At 64.5% G+C, this 14,787-nt stretch carries 11 protein-coding genes and 1 pseudogene; 8 read left to right on the forward strand and 4 right to left on the reverse strand.

The features are described from left to right. Positions 1 to 142: 142 nt before the first annotated feature. Positions 143 to 985 carry a DMT family transporter gene (locus AB1A62_RS21595; protein WP_366663525.1) on the reverse strand — a complete coding sequence of 281 codons (843 nt, stop codon included), beginning with the start codon at positions 983 to 985 and terminating at the stop codon, positions 143 to 145. A 180-nt stretch (positions 986 to 1,165) separates the two neighbouring features. Between AB1A62_RS21595 and tdm the strand changes: the two genes are divergently transcribed. Together tdm and AB1A62_RS21605 are read left to right on the forward strand one after the other, a co-directional pair. Further along, positions 1,166 to 3,535, forward strand: coding sequence for a trimethylamine-oxide aldolase Tdm (tdm, locus tag AB1A62_RS21600; RefSeq protein WP_366663526.1), 2,370 nt, complete (start codon positions 1,166 to 1,168; stop codon positions 3,533 to 3,535). A gap of 30 nt (positions 3,536 to 3,565) precedes the next feature. Continuing rightward, positions 3,566 to 3,982: a group II truncated hemoglobin gene (locus tag AB1A62_RS21605; RefSeq protein ID WP_366663527.1), complete on the forward strand. Its 417-nt coding sequence runs from the start codon at positions 3,566 to 3,568 to the stop codon at positions 3,980 to 3,982. A 112-nt stretch (positions 3,983 to 4,094) separates the two neighbouring features. Here AB1A62_RS21605 and AB1A62_RS21610 read toward each other — a convergent pair whose 3' ends face one another. The 3 genes from AB1A62_RS21610 to AB1A62_RS21620 all read right to left on the reverse strand — a co-directional run bounded on the left by AB1A62_RS21610 (position 4,095) and on the right by AB1A62_RS21620 (position 7,217). Beyond that, a complete protein-coding gene (locus tag AB1A62_RS21610; RefSeq protein ID WP_366663528.1) occupies positions 4,095 to 5,357 on the reverse strand; it encodes a DUF4147 domain-containing protein in 1,263 nt (420 codons plus the stop codon). An 80-nt stretch (positions 5,358 to 5,437) separates the two neighbouring features. After that, complete coding sequence (locus AB1A62_RS21615) at positions 5,438 to 6,415, reverse strand: CoA ester lyase (RefSeq protein WP_366663529.1); 978 nt, start codon at positions 6,413 to 6,415, stop codon at positions 5,438 to 5,440. A gap of 187 nt (positions 6,416 to 6,602) precedes the next feature. Next, positions 6,603 to 7,217, reverse strand: a complete 615-nt coding sequence (locus AB1A62_RS21620; RefSeq protein ID WP_174149630.1) for a response regulator transcription factor — start codon at positions 7,215 to 7,217, stop codon at positions 6,603 to 6,605. A 310-nt stretch (positions 7,218 to 7,527) separates the two neighbouring features. On the opposite strand from AB1A62_RS21620, the gene AB1A62_RS21625 reads away from it, so the two are divergent. From AB1A62_RS21625 to glyA, 6 genes and pseudogenes are all read left to right on the forward strand, one after another. Continuing rightward, positions 7,528 to 8,778, forward strand: a complete 1,251-nt coding sequence (locus tag AB1A62_RS21625) for an aminotransferase (RefSeq protein WP_366663530.1) — start codon at positions 7,528 to 7,530, stop codon at positions 8,776 to 8,778. A 32-nt stretch (positions 8,779 to 8,810) separates the two neighbouring features. Then, positions 8,811 to 10,010: a malate--CoA ligase subunit beta gene (locus AB1A62_RS21630; RefSeq protein WP_174149632.1), complete on the forward strand. Its 1,200-nt coding sequence runs from the start codon at positions 8,811 to 8,813 to the stop codon at positions 10,008 to 10,010. Continuing rightward, positions 10,007 to 10,900 (forward strand): succinate--CoA ligase subunit alpha, encoded by an 894-nt coding sequence (sucD, locus tag AB1A62_RS21635; protein ID WP_174149633.1) that lies wholly within the window; start codon positions 10,007 to 10,009, stop codon positions 10,898 to 10,900. The genes AB1A62_RS21630 and sucD overlap by 4 nt, the downstream gene beginning before the upstream one ends. 100 nt (positions 10,901 to 11,000) lie before the next feature. Next, positions 11,001 to 11,972, forward strand: coding sequence for a D-glycerate dehydrogenase (locus AB1A62_RS21640; protein WP_366663531.1), 972 nt, complete (start codon positions 11,001 to 11,003; stop codon positions 11,970 to 11,972). Next, positions 11,972 to 14,632, forward strand: coding sequence for a phosphoenolpyruvate carboxylase (locus AB1A62_RS21645; protein ID WP_366663532.1), 2,661 nt, complete (start codon positions 11,972 to 11,974; stop codon positions 14,630 to 14,632). The genes AB1A62_RS21640 and AB1A62_RS21645 overlap by 1 nt, the downstream gene beginning before the upstream one ends. A 13-nt stretch (positions 14,633 to 14,645) precedes the next feature. Continuing rightward, positions 14,646 to 14,787: pseudogene (gene glyA, locus AB1A62_RS21650) on the forward strand (serine hydroxymethyltransferase); the annotation flags it as partial.

Consider the following 14,787-nt stretch of genomic DNA (forward strand, 5'->3'; position numbering starts at 1 on the left):
TGACCGCCTGCTGCCGCGCCCACAACCTGGCCGAGCCGGAAGGCCTCACCGCCTGAAGCGCAGACCGCTGAAGCCTGAACAGTACCGCTCCCGCCGGACGCCTCCGGCGGGAGTATTTTTTGCAAAGAAGAAGGCGGGAGGGTCAGAAGCCCAGGTAGGCAATGCCGCCGAAGGTGACAGCGACGCTGATCCATTGCGCGCGGTTCATGCTTTCGCGCAGCACCAGCCAGGCCAGGACCACGGTGACCAGGCCGAACAGGGAGGCGCTGACGGAGGCGAATTCGGGCCGGGGAAGGGTGCCGGAGTAAATCACCAGGCCAAGTGCTGAGGCATCCAGCGCACCCATCAGGCACAGGAGCGGCAGGACCTGGCGGGACGGAAACCGTACCGCCCGAGCAATGAACGCGAGACCTGCCACCAGCAGGATGGCGGCCACACGGGTCACGATCAGCACTGGCAATTCGGCGCCGGCCTGAGTAGCGGCCTGGCCTGTGGCGAAGGTCAGTGCAAAGCCGATTGCCGCCATCAGCCCCCAGCCGCCGGCCTGCAGATTGAGCGGGCTGCTGTCATCTTTGCCTGAAAAAACTGCAATGCAGCCCACCCCGGCGACCACGGCGGCCACCGCCAGCCAATGGCCCGGCCCAACTGGTTGCCCCTGCAGCATTGCCATGCTCAGAGAAAGCACCGGATAAGCGCCGATCAGCGGTGCCACCAGCTTGACCGGACCCAGCGCAAAGGCACGGTACAGCGCATAGGAGCCAAGTCCGAAAAGGACCCCGGATGCCCCGGCGAGACGGGCGGCCGGAACTGTCATTGCCTGCCAGTCGCCGAACATCAGGGCGGCGGCGGCAACAAGAATCGCGCCAGTCGCAAACACGGTCAGAAGGGCGGTTAGAATGCTGGTTCTCTGCGAAACAACACGTACGCAGAGGTCATGGATCCCCCAGGCAAGGGCCGCGGCCAGGCCAAGTAGCAGCGAGTGCATGGCGTTATCCTTTTGTTTGCGGCATTCACCCCCAGGAAAATGCCGCATCCCGGGCATCCGCCGTTTTTCCGCAGAAAATCAACATGTTTGTTGATTAGAGTGGAGGAACGCAATATTCTTTTCAATAAATAAATATTCCGGCCGTGCAATTTTTCGCCGGGGTCCAACAGGAGATGCGCGATGAATGACATGAGCTTCCCTGAGGTCGTCAAAGGGCCGCCGAAGCCCTCTGGATTGTATCAGCCGTCGGTGTTTTCGCTGCCGAAAGGAACCGAGCGTTACGTGGTCGAGGGCTGCGGTGCGATCCTGATCCGGGTTGAAACAGGCGACCGGGTGACGGTGATCAACGATGAGGGCGGGCAGCCCTGCGAGATCATTGCCGCAGAAGACAAGGGCCGCATTGATGCCGGGATCATTGGCGCCGCAGCCAACAACGATGCCAGCGGGCTGAAGGCGTTGCTGACCTCTTCGGACCAGTCGTTGCGCGGTTTGCGCCTGGGGATGGAGGCGCGCGGCATTGACCTGGCGCAGGGCGGAGCGGTGCGCTTCTTTGAGAGCACAACACCTGCCAAGACCGAAGAAAGCTTCACCGCGCAGCGCGACGGCGTGGTGATCATCGCGGCGCCCGGCGGGATCATGGATTTCGAGAAGCAGGACACTGCGACCTCGCTGACCGTGATGGTCAAACGTGCCGTGATTAAGCAGGTGGCCCGGTTTGAGCTGCCCGACCCGCTGGCGGAGCCGGTGAATGAGGTGCGGGTGCACAGCGCCACCGCGGAAAGCTATTTCGTGAAGGCGGGCGACTACATCCAGATCATTGATGTGGACGGGCGCCAGTGCACGGATTTCCAGTGTTTTGCCGCCCGCAAGCTGGACAAGGGGATTGAGCACGCGCTGGACGTGACCACCACCCGGACGCTGATGGGCCATGCCTATCCGATGCCGGGGCTTCATGCGAAATACTATGATCAGGACATGCTGCCGCTGGTCGAGGTGGTGCAGGACACCGTGGGGCGTCACGATGCCTTTGCCCTGGCCTGCGCAGCGAAATACTACGATGACATCGGCTATCCCGGCCATGTGAACTGTTCGGACAATTTCAATGCAACGCTGGCCCAGCATGGTGTGACCCCGCGGGCGGGCTGGATGGCGATCAACTTCTTCTTCAATACCGGCCTGGACGATCACGGCGTGATGTACGCCGATGAGCCCTGGACCCGGCCCGGCGATTACGTGCTGCTGCGGGCGCTCACCGATCTGGTCTGCGTCAGCTCGGCCTGCCCGGATGACACCAGCGCCGCCAACGGCTGGAACCCCACCGACATTCACGTCCGCACCTACAGCGGAACAGAGACCTTCAAGCGGGCGATTGCGTTCCGCGCGACCCCTGAATCGGAGCCCAAGATGACCAAGGAAACCGGTTTCCACGACCGCCTCAGCAAGATGACCCGCAATTTCGTCGAGTACAACGGGTTCTGGCTGGCCAATTGCTACGCCGAATCCGGACCGCTGGAGGAATACTGGGCCTGCCGCGAGAAATGCGTGGTGCTGGATCTGTCCGCCCTGCGCAAGTTCGAGATCACCGGGCCGGATGCCGAGGCGCTGTGCCAGTATATCTTTACCCGTAATATCAAGAAGCTGGCGGTGGGGCAGGTGGTCTATACCGCGATGTGCTACCCGCATGGCGGCATGATCGATGACGGCACCGTGTTCCGCCTGGGCAAGGACAATTTCCGCTGGATCGGCGGCTCGGACTACGGCGGCGAATGGATCCGCGAGCAGGCGGAGAAGCTGGGCCTGAACGTTCTCATCCGCTCCTCCACCGACATGCAGCACAATATCGCTGTGCAGGGCCCCGAAAGCCGCGATCTGCTGAAGAAGATCATCTGGACCATGCCGCACAACCCGACGCTGGAGGAGTTGGGCTGGTTCCGCTTCACGCCCGCGCGCATCGGCGATGACCAGGGCGTGCCGGTGGTGGTGTCCCGCACCGGTTACACCGGCGAGCTGGGATATGAGATCTTCTGCCACCCGAAACACGCCAGCGAAGTCTTTGATGCGGTCTGGGGGGCCGGCAAGGCCCATGGCATCCGCCCGATGGGGCTGGAGGCGCTGGATATGGTGCGGATCGAGGCCGGGCTGATCTTTGCGGGCTATGACTTCAGCGATCAGACCGACCCGTTCGAGGCGGGCATCGGCTTCACCGTGCCGCTGAAGTCCAAGGAGGATGATTTCATCGGCCGCGACGCGCTGATCCGGCGCAAGACCACGCCCGCGCGCAAGCTGGTGGGGCTGGATATCGACTCGGCCATCGACGTGGGCCACGGTGACTGCGTGCATATCGGCCGGGCGCAGATCGGCGAGGTGACATCCTCGATGCGCTCGCCGCTCCTGGGTAAGAACATCGCCCTGGCGCGGGTGGATGTGTCCTGCGCGGAAGCCGGGACAGAGGTCGAAATCGGCAAACTTGACGGGCATCAAAAACGGCTGCCGGCCAAGATTGTACCCTTTGCGCATTACGACCCCAAGAAAACCCGGCCTCAATCCTGAGGCCGGCCGTTTGCGGGGCAGGGAGGTTAAATGGTTCAGAAGCTGATTGAGCAGATCGGCGGCGAGGAAGTGCTGCGCACCCTGGTCGAGCGGTTCTACGACATTGTCGAGGAAACCGGGACCGGCGCCCAGATCGTAAAGCTGCACAAGCGCGGGCATGGCATGGACCATGCCCGGATCGAGCAGTTCAATTTCCTGTCGGGCTTCATGGGCGGGCGCCGCTATTATGAGGAAAAACACGGGCATATGGACGTGAAACTGATGCACGCCCATGTGCCGATCACCGAGGAAGACGCCGAGAACTGGCTCAAGTGCATGGATCAGGCGCTGGCGGAGCTCAAGCTGGAAGGGCCGCATGTGGAGCGGCTGCGCCAGGTGTTCCGGCGGGTGGCGCTGATGCTGGTGAACGATCTGGCCGAGTGGGGCGAGAAGCGCGTGCCGGCTTGAACGCAGTGCCTGCGGCAGCTGCGGAAGCCTCTCCTGTCGGCGGCAAGGCCGCCTGCCGGGCAGCGGGACGGGAGTATTTCCGGAAAGATGAAAAGCGGGAGCCGTCCAGTAGTTAGCCGGGCAGCCTCAGGAAAACCTGCACATCGGCCACGTTGGTGCCGGTGCCGCCGGTGATCAGCAGCGCGCCGGCGGCTTCCAGCGCCGCGTAGCTGTCGTTGTTGGCCAGCAGCGCGTCCGGGTCCTGACCGGCAGCCTTGATAGCCTCCCAGGTGGCGGGGGCGGCGATGCCGCCCGCCGCGTCCGTGGGGCCGTCGCGCCCGTCGGTGCCGCCGGAGAGGAACAGCCAGTCGCCGCTGAGCCGTTCCGCGCCCAGTTTGGCGACGCGGAGGGCCAGTTCCTGGTTGCGGCCGCCGAGGCCGGTGCCGCGGAGCTGCACCGTGGTTTCACCGCCGAAGATCAGCGCGACCGGCTTGTCCTTGGGAGCGGTTTCTGCAGCTGCCACAATGGTTTCGGCGGCTTCAGCCACATCGCCGACCAGGCGGTGGGAGATCAGCTTGGGCCCCCAATCCTCTGCCGCTGCGGCCATCATCGCCTTGAGGCTGTGGCGGTTGGAGCCGATCAATGTGTTGGTGGCCGGGGGCGGCGTGTCCCGGACTTCCTCAGCGGCGCTGAGAAGGGTTTTGACCGCTTCGGGGGCACAGTCCCAGATGCCGGCGCGCTGCAGGATCTCCTGCGCCTGTGCGCGGGTGCCGATGGGCGCCACGGTGGGGCCGGAGGCAATGGCGCGCAGGTCGTCGCCGATCACGTCCGACAGGATGAAGGCCTGCACCCGGGCGGGCGCGGCGTGGCGCAGCAATCCGCCGCCCTTGGTGTCCGACAGCTGCTGGCGGATCAGGTTCATCTCGTTGATCTCAAGGCCCGAGGCGAGCAGCAGCTTGTTCACCGCGGCCTTGTCCGCCAGTGTCAGGCCGGGGGCAGGGGCCACCATCAGGGCGGAGCCGCCGCCGGAAATCAGCGCAATCAGCCGGTCATTGGGGCCAAGGGAACGGGCCAGCTCAATGGCGGCCTGACCAGCAGCAGCGCTGGTTTCATCCGGCACCGGGTGGGCACCGCAGATCACCGTGGCGCCGGGAATTTCCGTGTAATTTTCGGGGTTTGTAATCGCCAAAGCCTGGTCTGCATCCGGGATCAGCGCCAGCGCTTCGCGCATCATCGGGATGGCGGCCTTGCCGACGGCCAGCAGCACGTTCCTGCCGCCTTCGGGCAGGGAGGAGAGCGGCGAAGACGCCAGCTGGGCACGCAGCGCCTGCGCCGGGTCAGCCCGGTCGACAGCGGCCTGAAACAGGGCCTTGGCGGTGGTCAGCAATCCGGTCATCTGCGTCTCCCTGGCATAGCGCCGCTTAGCCGCCCCGGCCAATGCCGGGACGGCGTAAGGTCTTGAAAGCGGACGGCGGCTTAGTTGCCGGCGATCTGCTTGGCTTTTTCCACCAGCACTTCTGCCTGACGGATCGAGGCGTAGTCAATCAGGCGGCCGTCCAGCGACACTGCGCCCTTACCAGCAGCTTCGGCCTCAGCCATGGCTTCCAGGATGCGGTGCGCCTTGGTGATTTCCGCGTCCGACGGGGACATCACCTCGTTGGCCAGTTCGATCTGGCTGGGGTGGATGGCCCATTTGCCTTCGCAGCCCAGAACCGCAGCGCGTTTGGCGGCGGCCTTGTAGCCTTCCTTGTCCTGGAAATCGCCGAACGGGCCGTCGATCGGACGCAGGCCGTTGGCGCGGGCGGCCACCACCATGCGGGCCAGGGCGTAGTGCCACATGTCGCCCCAGTGCACGTCGCGCGAGCCGTCCGCGGCCGGGTCGGTCAGCACCGAGTAGTCAGGGTTCACACCGCCGATGATGGTGGTGCGGGCGCGGGTCGAGGCGGCGTAGTCGGCAACGCCGAAATGCAGCGATTCATTGCGCTTGGAGGCTGCGGCAATTTCACTCACGTTCTGCATGCCGAGCGCGGTCTCGATGATGTGCTCGAAGCCGATCCGCTTCTTGTAGCCCTTGGCGTCTTCGATCTGGGTGACCAGCATGTCGACGGCATAAACATCGGCTGCGGTGCCGACTTTGGGGACCATGATCAGGTCAAGGCGTTCGCCTGCCTGTTCAACCACATCGACCACATCGCGGTACATGTAGTGGGTGTCGAGTCCGTTGATTCGCACCGACATGGATTTGTTGCCCCAGTCGATGTCGTTCAGGGCCTCGATGATGTTCTTGCGGGCCTGGTCTTTCTCGTCCGGCGCAACCGCGTCTTCGAGATCCAGGAAGATCACATCGACATCAGATTTTGCTGCTTTTTCAAACATTTGGGGCTGAGAGCCGGGGATTGCCAGCTCGCTGCGGTTCAGGCGGCCAGGGGCCTGTTCGACGGTATGAAACGACATGGGTGCGCTCCTCATTCGCAATGGGGTTTCGTCCTCTCCTCCTTAGGCATTCCCCATCAAGGTGTTTCCTGTCAAGAAAAAAGTTTTCATTTAAATACATTCGCGCGGGAGCGCGCCCGCGCGTCGCGCCCTCGCGTGCGCCCGCGTATGCGAGCACGCACGCGAGGCGCGGGGCGGCAATCCGGGGTCATTCCTCCAGGCTGAAATCGCCCTTGGCGGCGCGGTTGGCGTAGTAGAACGCAATCGCCTGGGCGCGGTTCTTGACCGAGAGTTTTTCGTAGAGGTTCGACAGGTGGAACTTCACCGTGTTGGTCGAAATCTCCAGCTCCTTGCTGAGTTCCTTGTTGGTCAGCCCCTTGGACAGCGCCTCGAGCATGGTGCGCTCGCGGCGCGACAGCTGCTCGATCGGATCGGTCTGCAGGCCGCGGACGTCGAGGAAGGGGAACACCATCTTGCCCGCGGCCACGGCCAGGCAGGTGTCCAGCAGCCCGTCGACGGCGCTGGAGCGCGGCGCAAAGCCGGCCGCGCCTGCGCTCATCGCCTTGCGCGGAACGTCGCCGCTGTCGTCGGCATAGACCACCAGCCGCGGCGCGTTGGCCTGGTCGCGCAGCACCTCGATCAGCTTGGCGCCGCCGAGCGCGGGCAGGTTCCAGTCGATGATCCCGACCTGAACCGGCACCCGCATCACCGTTCCGAGGAAGCCTTCGGCGGTTGCGGAGGTGGCGACCAGCGAGAATCGCGGGTCCTTGTCGAAGATCTCGGACATCGCCGACAGCACCAGCGGATTTGCGTCAGCAAGCATGACCGATATCGGGGAAACTTTGTCGCTTATAGGAGCCATTTGGTGCCCTTTTGTTAAAAACTACCCAAACGGGTAGGGTCGATTTTGGTATGCAACGGTATTTTTACCGGTTTGGGTAGGTTTTTTGCAACCCCTTTAGATACCCAAAAGCAGGATATAGGAATGTTGCGGGTTTTGTCGACCTGGGTTTTCCTTGGGTTAACAGATGTTGCACGACAGGAAACAAACCTTCCCGCAGCGAAGATCGCGGCGCAGAAGGCCAGGGACCTCCGGCACATCGCCGAAACGAAACCAGCGAGGCCTGACCCCGATGACTGAACCCACGATCTTCCCCAGCCTGGAAATCCCGGAAACCCTGGCCGCCGGCCCTGGCCCTGGCAATACCGACCCCCGCGTGCTGCAGGCTTTTGCCAACACCGGCCTGGCCGACCACATGCAGGCGGACGTGCTGCGCGGCATGATCGAGTGCAAGCAGATGCTGCGCGACCTGTGGGGCACCGCCAACACCTACACCTACGGCGTCGGCGGCACCGGCTTCTCCGGCCTGGACTGCATGCTGAACGCGATCCTGCCCGGCGACACCGTGGTTGCCTTCCAGAACGGCACCTTCTCGGGCATCGACGCAATGACCATCCGGATGAAGGCCGCCACCCGCGAGGAACTGGCCGCTGACGCGATGAACCCGCAACCGGCCTCCGTGACCGTGGTCGACGTGCCGCACGGCGAGTCGGTCTCCGGCAAGCTGGTGGAGCAGGTGCTGGCCGAGAAGAAGCCCAAGTGGGCCTTCATGGCGCATTGGGAAACCGGCTCCGGCCGCATCAACGACCTCAAGGGCTTCTCGGACGCTTGCGTCAAGCACGGCGTAATGGGCCTGATCGACGCGGTGTCGTCGCTGGGCATCGAGGATTTCTCGATCGACGATTATCCGGGCGTTGCCGGCTGGGCGTCCTGCCCGCAGAAAGGCGTGCTGTGCCTGCCGCTGACCTATGCGCCGGTCTCGTTCACCGACCAGTACATCCAGACCGTGCGTGAAAACGGCTGCCATTCCTATGTCCACAACCCGATCCTGGAAGCCCGCCACTGGGGCATCGTGGACGGCCAGGACGTTGCCGCCGGCACCTACCACCGCACCCATTCCGGTTATGCGGTTGCCGCCTTCCACGAGGCGCTGCGCATCACCCTGCAGCACGGCCGCGCCCAGAAGGCCCGGGATTACGCCTTCCACGAGAAAGCGCTGCGCGACGCCGTGACCGCGATGGGCTGCGACGTGACCAGCAACATGACCAGCCTGGTGGTTCTGAACCTGCCCGGCGATCTGGCAGGCCGCGAAAAGGAACTGGTGGGCAACTGCCGCGCCGTTGGTTTCGGCATCTGGCCGACCCTGTCGGAGCCGGTCCAGGTCCGCATCGGCATCCTGAACCAGATCACCCCCGCCGCCATCACCGACATCGTCAACCGCTTCGGCAAGGCGATGAACGATATGGGCGCAAACGTCGACATGGACGCGATCAACGCCCTGCTCGACCGGCACTACTCCGCAGCCCTTGAGGCCGCTGAGTAACTAATTCCGACATCCATGAGGAGGAGAGGACCATGGATATCCACGAGTATCAGGCCAAGGAAGTTCTGAGCAACTTCGGCGTGACCGTTCCCCCGGGCGCGCTGGCCTACAGCCCCGAGCAGGCGGCCTACCGCGCGCGGGAACTGGGCGGCGACAAATGGATCGTCAAGGCCCAGGTTCACGCCGGCGGCCGCGGCAAGGCGGGCGGCGTCAAGCTGTGCAACTCGGAAGCCGAGATTTACGAGGCAACCGAGAACCTGTTCGGCAAGAAGCTGGTGACCCACCAGACCGGCCCCGAAGGCAAAGGCATCTACCGTGTCTATGTAGAAGGTGCGGTGCCGATCGCCCGCGAGATCTACCTGGGCTTTGTGCTGGACCGTTCCAGCCAGCGGGTGATGATCGTTGCCTCGTCCGAAGGCGGCATGGAGATTGAGGAGATCTCCGCCGAGCGCCCCGAGTCCATCGTGCGCTCGACCGTTGAGCCGGCCGTCGGCCTGCAGGACTTCCAGGCGCGCGAGATCGCGTTCCAGCTGGGCATCGAACCGGCGATGACGCAGCAGATGGTGCGCACCCTCAAGGGCTGCTACCAGGCGTTTTCCGAACTGGACGCCACCATGGTTGAGATCAACCCGCTGGTGGTCACCTCGGACAACCGGGTCATCGCGCTGGACGCCAAGATGACCTTTGACGACAACGCCCTGTTCCGCCACCCGCAGATCGCGGAGCTACGCGACAAGAGCCAGGAAGACCCGCGCGAAAGCCGCGCGGCCGACCGCGGCCTGTCTTATGTCGGCCTGGAAGGCAACATCGGCTGCATCGTGAACGGCGCAGGCCTCGCGATGGCGACCATGGACACCATCAAGCTGGCCGGCGGCGAGCCTGCCAACTTCCTGGACATCGGCGGCGGCGCAACGCCTGAGCGGGTCGCCAAGGCGTTCCGCCTGGTGATGTCCGACAGCAATGTGCAGGCGGTTCTGGTCAACATCTTCGCCGGCATCAACCGCTGCGACTGGGTTGCCGAAGGTGTCGTACAGGCGCTGAAGGAAGTGCAGGTCGACGTGCCCGTGGTGGTCCGTCTTGCCGGCACCAACGTGGAGGAAGGCCAGAAGATCCTGGCCCAGTCCGGCCTGCCGCTGATCCGCGCAACCTCGCTGATGGAAGCCGCCGAGCGGGCCGTCGGCGCGTGGAAAAACGACCTTGATCAAAACACTCGTGTGAGGGCCGTCAAATGAGCATCCTTCTTGATCGCGAAAGCCGTGTCATCGTCCAGGGCATCACCGGCAAGATCGCCCGGTTCCACACCAAGGACATGATCGAATACGGAACCAACGTCGTGGGCGGCGTGGTGCCGGGCAAAGGCGGCGAGACCGTCGAGGGCGTGCCGGTCTTCAACACCGTGAAAGAAGCGGTTGAGGCCACCGGCGCCAATGCCTCGCTGGTGTTCGTGCCGCCGCCGTTTGCAGCCGACTCCATCATGGAAGCGGCGGATGCGGGCATTCACTACTGCGTCTGCATCACCGACGGCATCCCGGCCCAGGACATGATCCGCGTGAAGCGCTACATGTACCGCTATCCCAAGGAAAAGCGGATGATCCTGACCGGCCCGAACTGCGCGGGCACCATCTCGCCGGGCAAGGCGCTGCTGGGCATCATGCCGGGCCACATCTACCTGCCGGGCACCGTGGGCATCATCGGCCGTTCGGGCACCCTGGGCTATGAGGCCGCGGCGCAGCTGAAAGAGCTGGGCCTGGGGGTTTCCACCTCGGTCGGCATCGGCGGCGACCCGATCAACGGCTCCTCCTTCAAGGACATCCTGGAATGGTTCGAGAAGGATCCGGAAACCGAGGTCATCGCGATGATCGGTGAAATCGGCGGCCCGCAGGAAGCGGAAGCGGCGGATTACATCAAGAACCACGTGACCAAGCCGGTGGTGGCCTATGTCGCGGGCCTGACAGCCCCCAAGGGCCGCACCATGGGCCACGCGGGCGCGATCATCTCGGCCTTCGGCGAATCCGCCTCCGAGAAGGTGGAGATCCTGTCGGCCGCCGGCGTGACCGTTGCCGAGAACCCCGCCGTGATCGGCGAAACCATCGCAAGCGTGATGAAAAAGAACGCCGCCTGATCCGGCAACGGAACAGGCGCAACGCTCCACCCCTGGCCCGGGGCAATGGCGGGGGTGGGGCGCATTAATAAAAGCACAAGCACGTCAGGGAGATGAAATCATGGCAAAGCCCAAGGTTCTGGTGACCCGCCGCTGGCCCGCCGCAGTGGAGGCGCAGCTGTCCGAGGCCTTCGATGCTGTGCTGAACACGGGCGACAAGCCGCTGACCGAGGACGAGCTGCGCGCCGCTATGACGTCTTATGACGCGGTGCTGCCGACCGTCACTGACAAGATTTCGGCCAAGGCGTTCGATATGGCCAAGCCGCAGGCGCGGATCCTGGCCAACTACGGTGTCGGCTACTCCCACATTGATATGCATGGCGCAGCCGGTCACGGCATGACGGTGACCAACACGCCGGATGTGCTGAGCGAATGCACCGCCGACATCGCCATGACGCTGCTCTTGATGGTGGCCCGCCGCGCCGGCGAAGGCGAGCGTGAGCTGCGCGCCGGCGAATGGACCGGCTGGCGCCCGACCCATCTGGTCGGCACCAAGGTTTCCGGCAAGACGCTGGGCATCGTCGGTTTCGGCCGCATCGGCCAGGAGATGGCCCGCCGCGCCCACCACGGGTTCGGCATGAAGATCGTGGTGCAGAACCGCTCCCGCGTGTCCCCCGATATACTCGCCCGCTACAACGCCACTCAGGCGGACAGCCTGGAAGAGCTGATGCCGCAGTGCGACTTTGTCTCGCTGCACTGTCCGGGCGGCGCCGCGAACCGGCATCTGATCAACACCCGGATGCTGAACCTGATGAAGCCGGACGCCTTCCTTATTAATACGGCCCGCGGCGAGGTGATCGACGAGCTGGCCCTGTCCCGTGCCCTGTGGTTCGAAACCATCGGCGGCGCCGGGCTGGATGTGTTCGACGGCGAGCCGCGCATCAACCCGGACCTGCTGGATTGCGAAAACCTGGTGATGCTGCCGCATCTGGGCAGCGCCACCCGGGAGGCGCGCGAGGCGATGGGCTTCCGCGTGCTCGATAACCTGACCGATTTCTTTGCAGGGCGCGAGCCGCGCGACCGGGTGATGTGATGGGCAATCCTGCCGAAACAACCCATGCCGCCTATGAAGACTCCGGCTATGCCGCCGGCCTGCGCTCCGAGCTGCACGCCCTGTGGCTGGACGTGCTGCGCCAGCGGGCGCCGGAAGTCGCGGCCAAGGCGGTCTCTGAAACAGCCTGGGACCTGTCCGGCGGGCAGCCCGCGACCGCCTATATGCAGGCCTTCAACATCTGGTTCCAGCTGCTGAAGATCGTCGAGGAAAACGCCGCCATGCGCGACCGCCGCATGGCGGAGACCCAGGACGGGCCGGAAGTGGTCGAGGGCAGTTTTGCCCGCGCGCTCGATCTGGCCGGTGAACAGGCCACGCCGGAGCGGCTGCAGGAGGTCGCCAGCCAGTTTTCCATCGGCCCGACCCTGACCGCGCATCCGACCGAAGCCAAGCGCGTCACCATCCTGGAAATCCACCGCCGCATATACCGCGGGCTGGTGTCGCTGGAGGCCAAGCGCTGGACCCCGCGCGAGCGCGCTGATCTGCTGGAGGATCTGCGCTCGGAAATCGACCTGTTGTGGATGACGGGCGAGCTGCGCCGCGACCGGCCCAGCCTGCAGGATGAAATCCAATGGGGGCTGCAGTTCTTCCGCGACAGCCTGTACGAGGCGGTGCCGCAACTGTTTGAACGCTACATTGCGGCGGCGGAGCCGCGCCTGGGCGGGATTGCTGATGCGCCCTGCCTCAAGTTCCATTCCTGGATCGGCGGCGACCGCGACGGCAACCCGAATGTGACGGTGGACGCCACCGCTGCTGCGCTGACCGCGAACCGTGCAGCGATCCTGAAGCGCTACCAGAAGGCGCTGACCACTGCTGCCGAGCGGATCTCCATTTCGGCTGCCGTGTTTGCCCTGCCGGACAGCGCCTCTGCCCGATTGGCAAAGGTTATCGCCGCCGCACCGGGGGCTGCGGCGCTGTCGGCCCGCAATCCGGGCGAAGTCTTCCGCCAGGCGCTGACCGCAATCCTGGCGCGGATCAAGGCCACCGCTGCCGAGGAAACCGGTGCCTATAAGCACCTTGGCGATTTCGTCACCGACCTGACGGAAGTGGAAGAGGCGCTTGAGGAAATCGGCGCGCACCGCCTGGCCGCCCGCTACGTGCGCCCGATCCGCTGGCAGGCTGACGTGTTCGGCTTCCGCACGGTGACGCTGGACGTGCGCCAGAATTCCACCGTGACCACGGACACGCTGACCGAAATCTGGGCGCGGTCCGGCGATGTGCCGGAGTTCGGCAGCCCGGACTGGTCGGCGCGCCTGCGCAAGGAACTGGGCAGCGCCTCGCTCCCCTATATGACACCGGATGAGCTGAGCCCGCAAAGCGGCGAACTGCTGAAACTGCTGCGGCTGATGCGCGATGCCGGTGCGGGCGAGGATCCGCAGGCGATGGGGCCGTTCATCCTGTCGATGACCCGTTCCACCGATGACCTGCTGGGGGTCTACCTGCTGGCGCGCTACGCCGGGTTCGGCGCTGAAAAAGCTGCGCTCAAAGTGGTGCCGCTGTTTGAAACCATCGGCGATTTGCGCGCGGCGCCTGGTATCCTGAACGGTCTTCTGGACGTGCCTTTTGCCCGCCGCTCGCTGAAATCCGGCGACAACCGGATTGAGGTGATGCTGGGCTATTCCGACAGCAACAAGGACGGGGGCTTCCTCTGCTCCACCTGGGAGCTGGAAAAGGCGCAGCGCCTGATCACCCGCACCCTGGCGGCGCACCGGATGCAGCCGGTGTTCTTCCACGGCCGCGGCGGCTCGGTCTCCCGCGGCGGCGCCCCGGCCGAGCGTGCCATCGCGGCCCAGCCTGCGGGCACCATCGCCGGCCGGATGCGGATCACCGAGCAGGGCGAGGTGGTCAGCTCGAAATACGCCAACCGCGGCACTGCCCTGCACCAGCTGGAGCTGATGGCGTCCTCAGTGCTGCGCCATTCGCTGCAGGAGGGCACCCCGCCGGTGAACCCTGAGTTCGATGACGCCTTCGAGGCGCTCTCGGGCATGTCTCAGGCAGCTTACTCCAACCTGCTGAACGCACCCGGTTTCCTGGACTATTTCCAGCAGGCCAGCCCGGTCGAAGAACTGGCCATGCTCAAGATCGGCTCGCGCCCTGCGCGCCGTTTCGGCGCCGGGTCGCTGGATGACCTGCGCGCAATCCCCTGGGTCTTTGCCTGGTCGCAGAACCGCCACATGATCACCGGCTGGTACGGTTTCGGCTCTGCGGTTGCCAGCTTCCGCAAGTTCCGCGGCGCCCGCGGCGATGCGGTTCTGCAGGACATGTTCGCGGGTTCGCCGCTGTTCCGCCTGGTGGTGGATGAGGTCGAAAAGACCCTGCTGCAAAGCGACATGGAGATCGCTGCCGATTACGCAACGCTGGTGCAGGACGCTGAAATCCGCGACCGCATCTTCGGATCCATCCGCAAGGAATACCAGCTTGCCTGCGAAGCAATTGCATTCCTGACCGGCGACAGCAGCCTGTCGCAGCGGTTCCCGCGCCTGCGCGCCCGCTTCGGCCGGGTCGAGAACATGCTGCGCGAAATTCACAAAACCCAGGTGCGCCTCCTGCGCGAGGAGCGCGCCCGCAAATCTTCAACAGTGCCGGTCCCGCTGATGCAGTCGATGAACTGCGTTGCCGCGGGCCTGGGCTGGACTGGATAGACAGGAGCCCCGAATGTCCAAAGATCTGTTTTTCACCCAAGCGCTGTCTGAGCGCGATCCTGAACTGTTTGCCTCGATCACGGCCGAACTGGGCCGCCAGCGCGACGAGATCGAGCTGATCGCCTCCGAGAACATCGTCTCCGCCGCGGTGATGG

The sequence above is a fragment of the Leisingera sp. JC11 genome (assembly GCF_040704725.1).
Classification (GTDB): Bacteria; Pseudomonadota; Alphaproteobacteria; order Rhodobacterales; family Rhodobacteraceae; genus Leisingera.

What these genes read in the sequence shown, in the direction of transcription:
- AB1A62_RS21630 (WP_174149632.1), top strand. Translation starts at nt 8,811, where the DNA reads ATGGATATCCACGAGTATCAGGCCAAGGAAGTTCTGAGCAACTTCGGC.
- AB1A62_RS21625 (WP_366663530.1), top strand. Translation starts at nt 7,528, where the DNA reads ATGACTGAACCCACGATCTTCCCCAGCCTGGAAATCCCGGAAACCCTG.
- AB1A62_RS21615 (WP_366663529.1), bottom strand. Translation starts at nt 6,415, where the DNA reads ATGTCGTTTCATACCGTCGAACAGGCCCCTGGCCGCCTGAACCGCAGC.
- sucD (WP_174149633.1), top strand. Translation starts at nt 10,007, where the DNA reads ATGAGCATCCTTCTTGATCGCGAAAGCCGTGTCATCGTCCAGGGCATC.
- AB1A62_RS21605 (WP_366663527.1), top strand. Translation starts at nt 3,566, where the DNA reads ATGGTTCAGAAGCTGATTGAGCAGATCGGCGGCGAGGAAGTGCTGCGC.
- AB1A62_RS21595 (WP_366663525.1), bottom strand. Translation starts at nt 985, where the DNA reads ATGCACTCGCTGCTACTTGGCCTGGCCGCGGCCCTTGCCTGGGGGATC.
- AB1A62_RS21610 (WP_366663528.1), bottom strand. Translation starts at nt 5,357, where the DNA reads ATGACCGGATTGCTGACCACCGCCAAGGCCCTGTTTCAGGCCGCTGTC.
- AB1A62_RS21640 (WP_366663531.1), top strand. Translation starts at nt 11,001, where the DNA reads ATGGCAAAGCCCAAGGTTCTGGTGACCCGCCGCTGGCCCGCCGCAGTG.
- AB1A62_RS21645 (WP_366663532.1), top strand. Translation starts at nt 11,972, where the DNA reads ATGGGCAATCCTGCCGAAACAACCCATGCCGCCTATGAAGACTCCGGC.
- tdm (WP_366663526.1), top strand. Translation starts at nt 1,166, where the DNA reads ATGAATGACATGAGCTTCCCTGAGGTCGTCAAAGGGCCGCCGAAGCCC.
- AB1A62_RS21620 (WP_174149630.1), bottom strand. Translation starts at nt 7,217, where the DNA reads ATGCTTGCTGACGCAAATCCGCTGGTGCTGTCGGCGATGTCCGAGATC.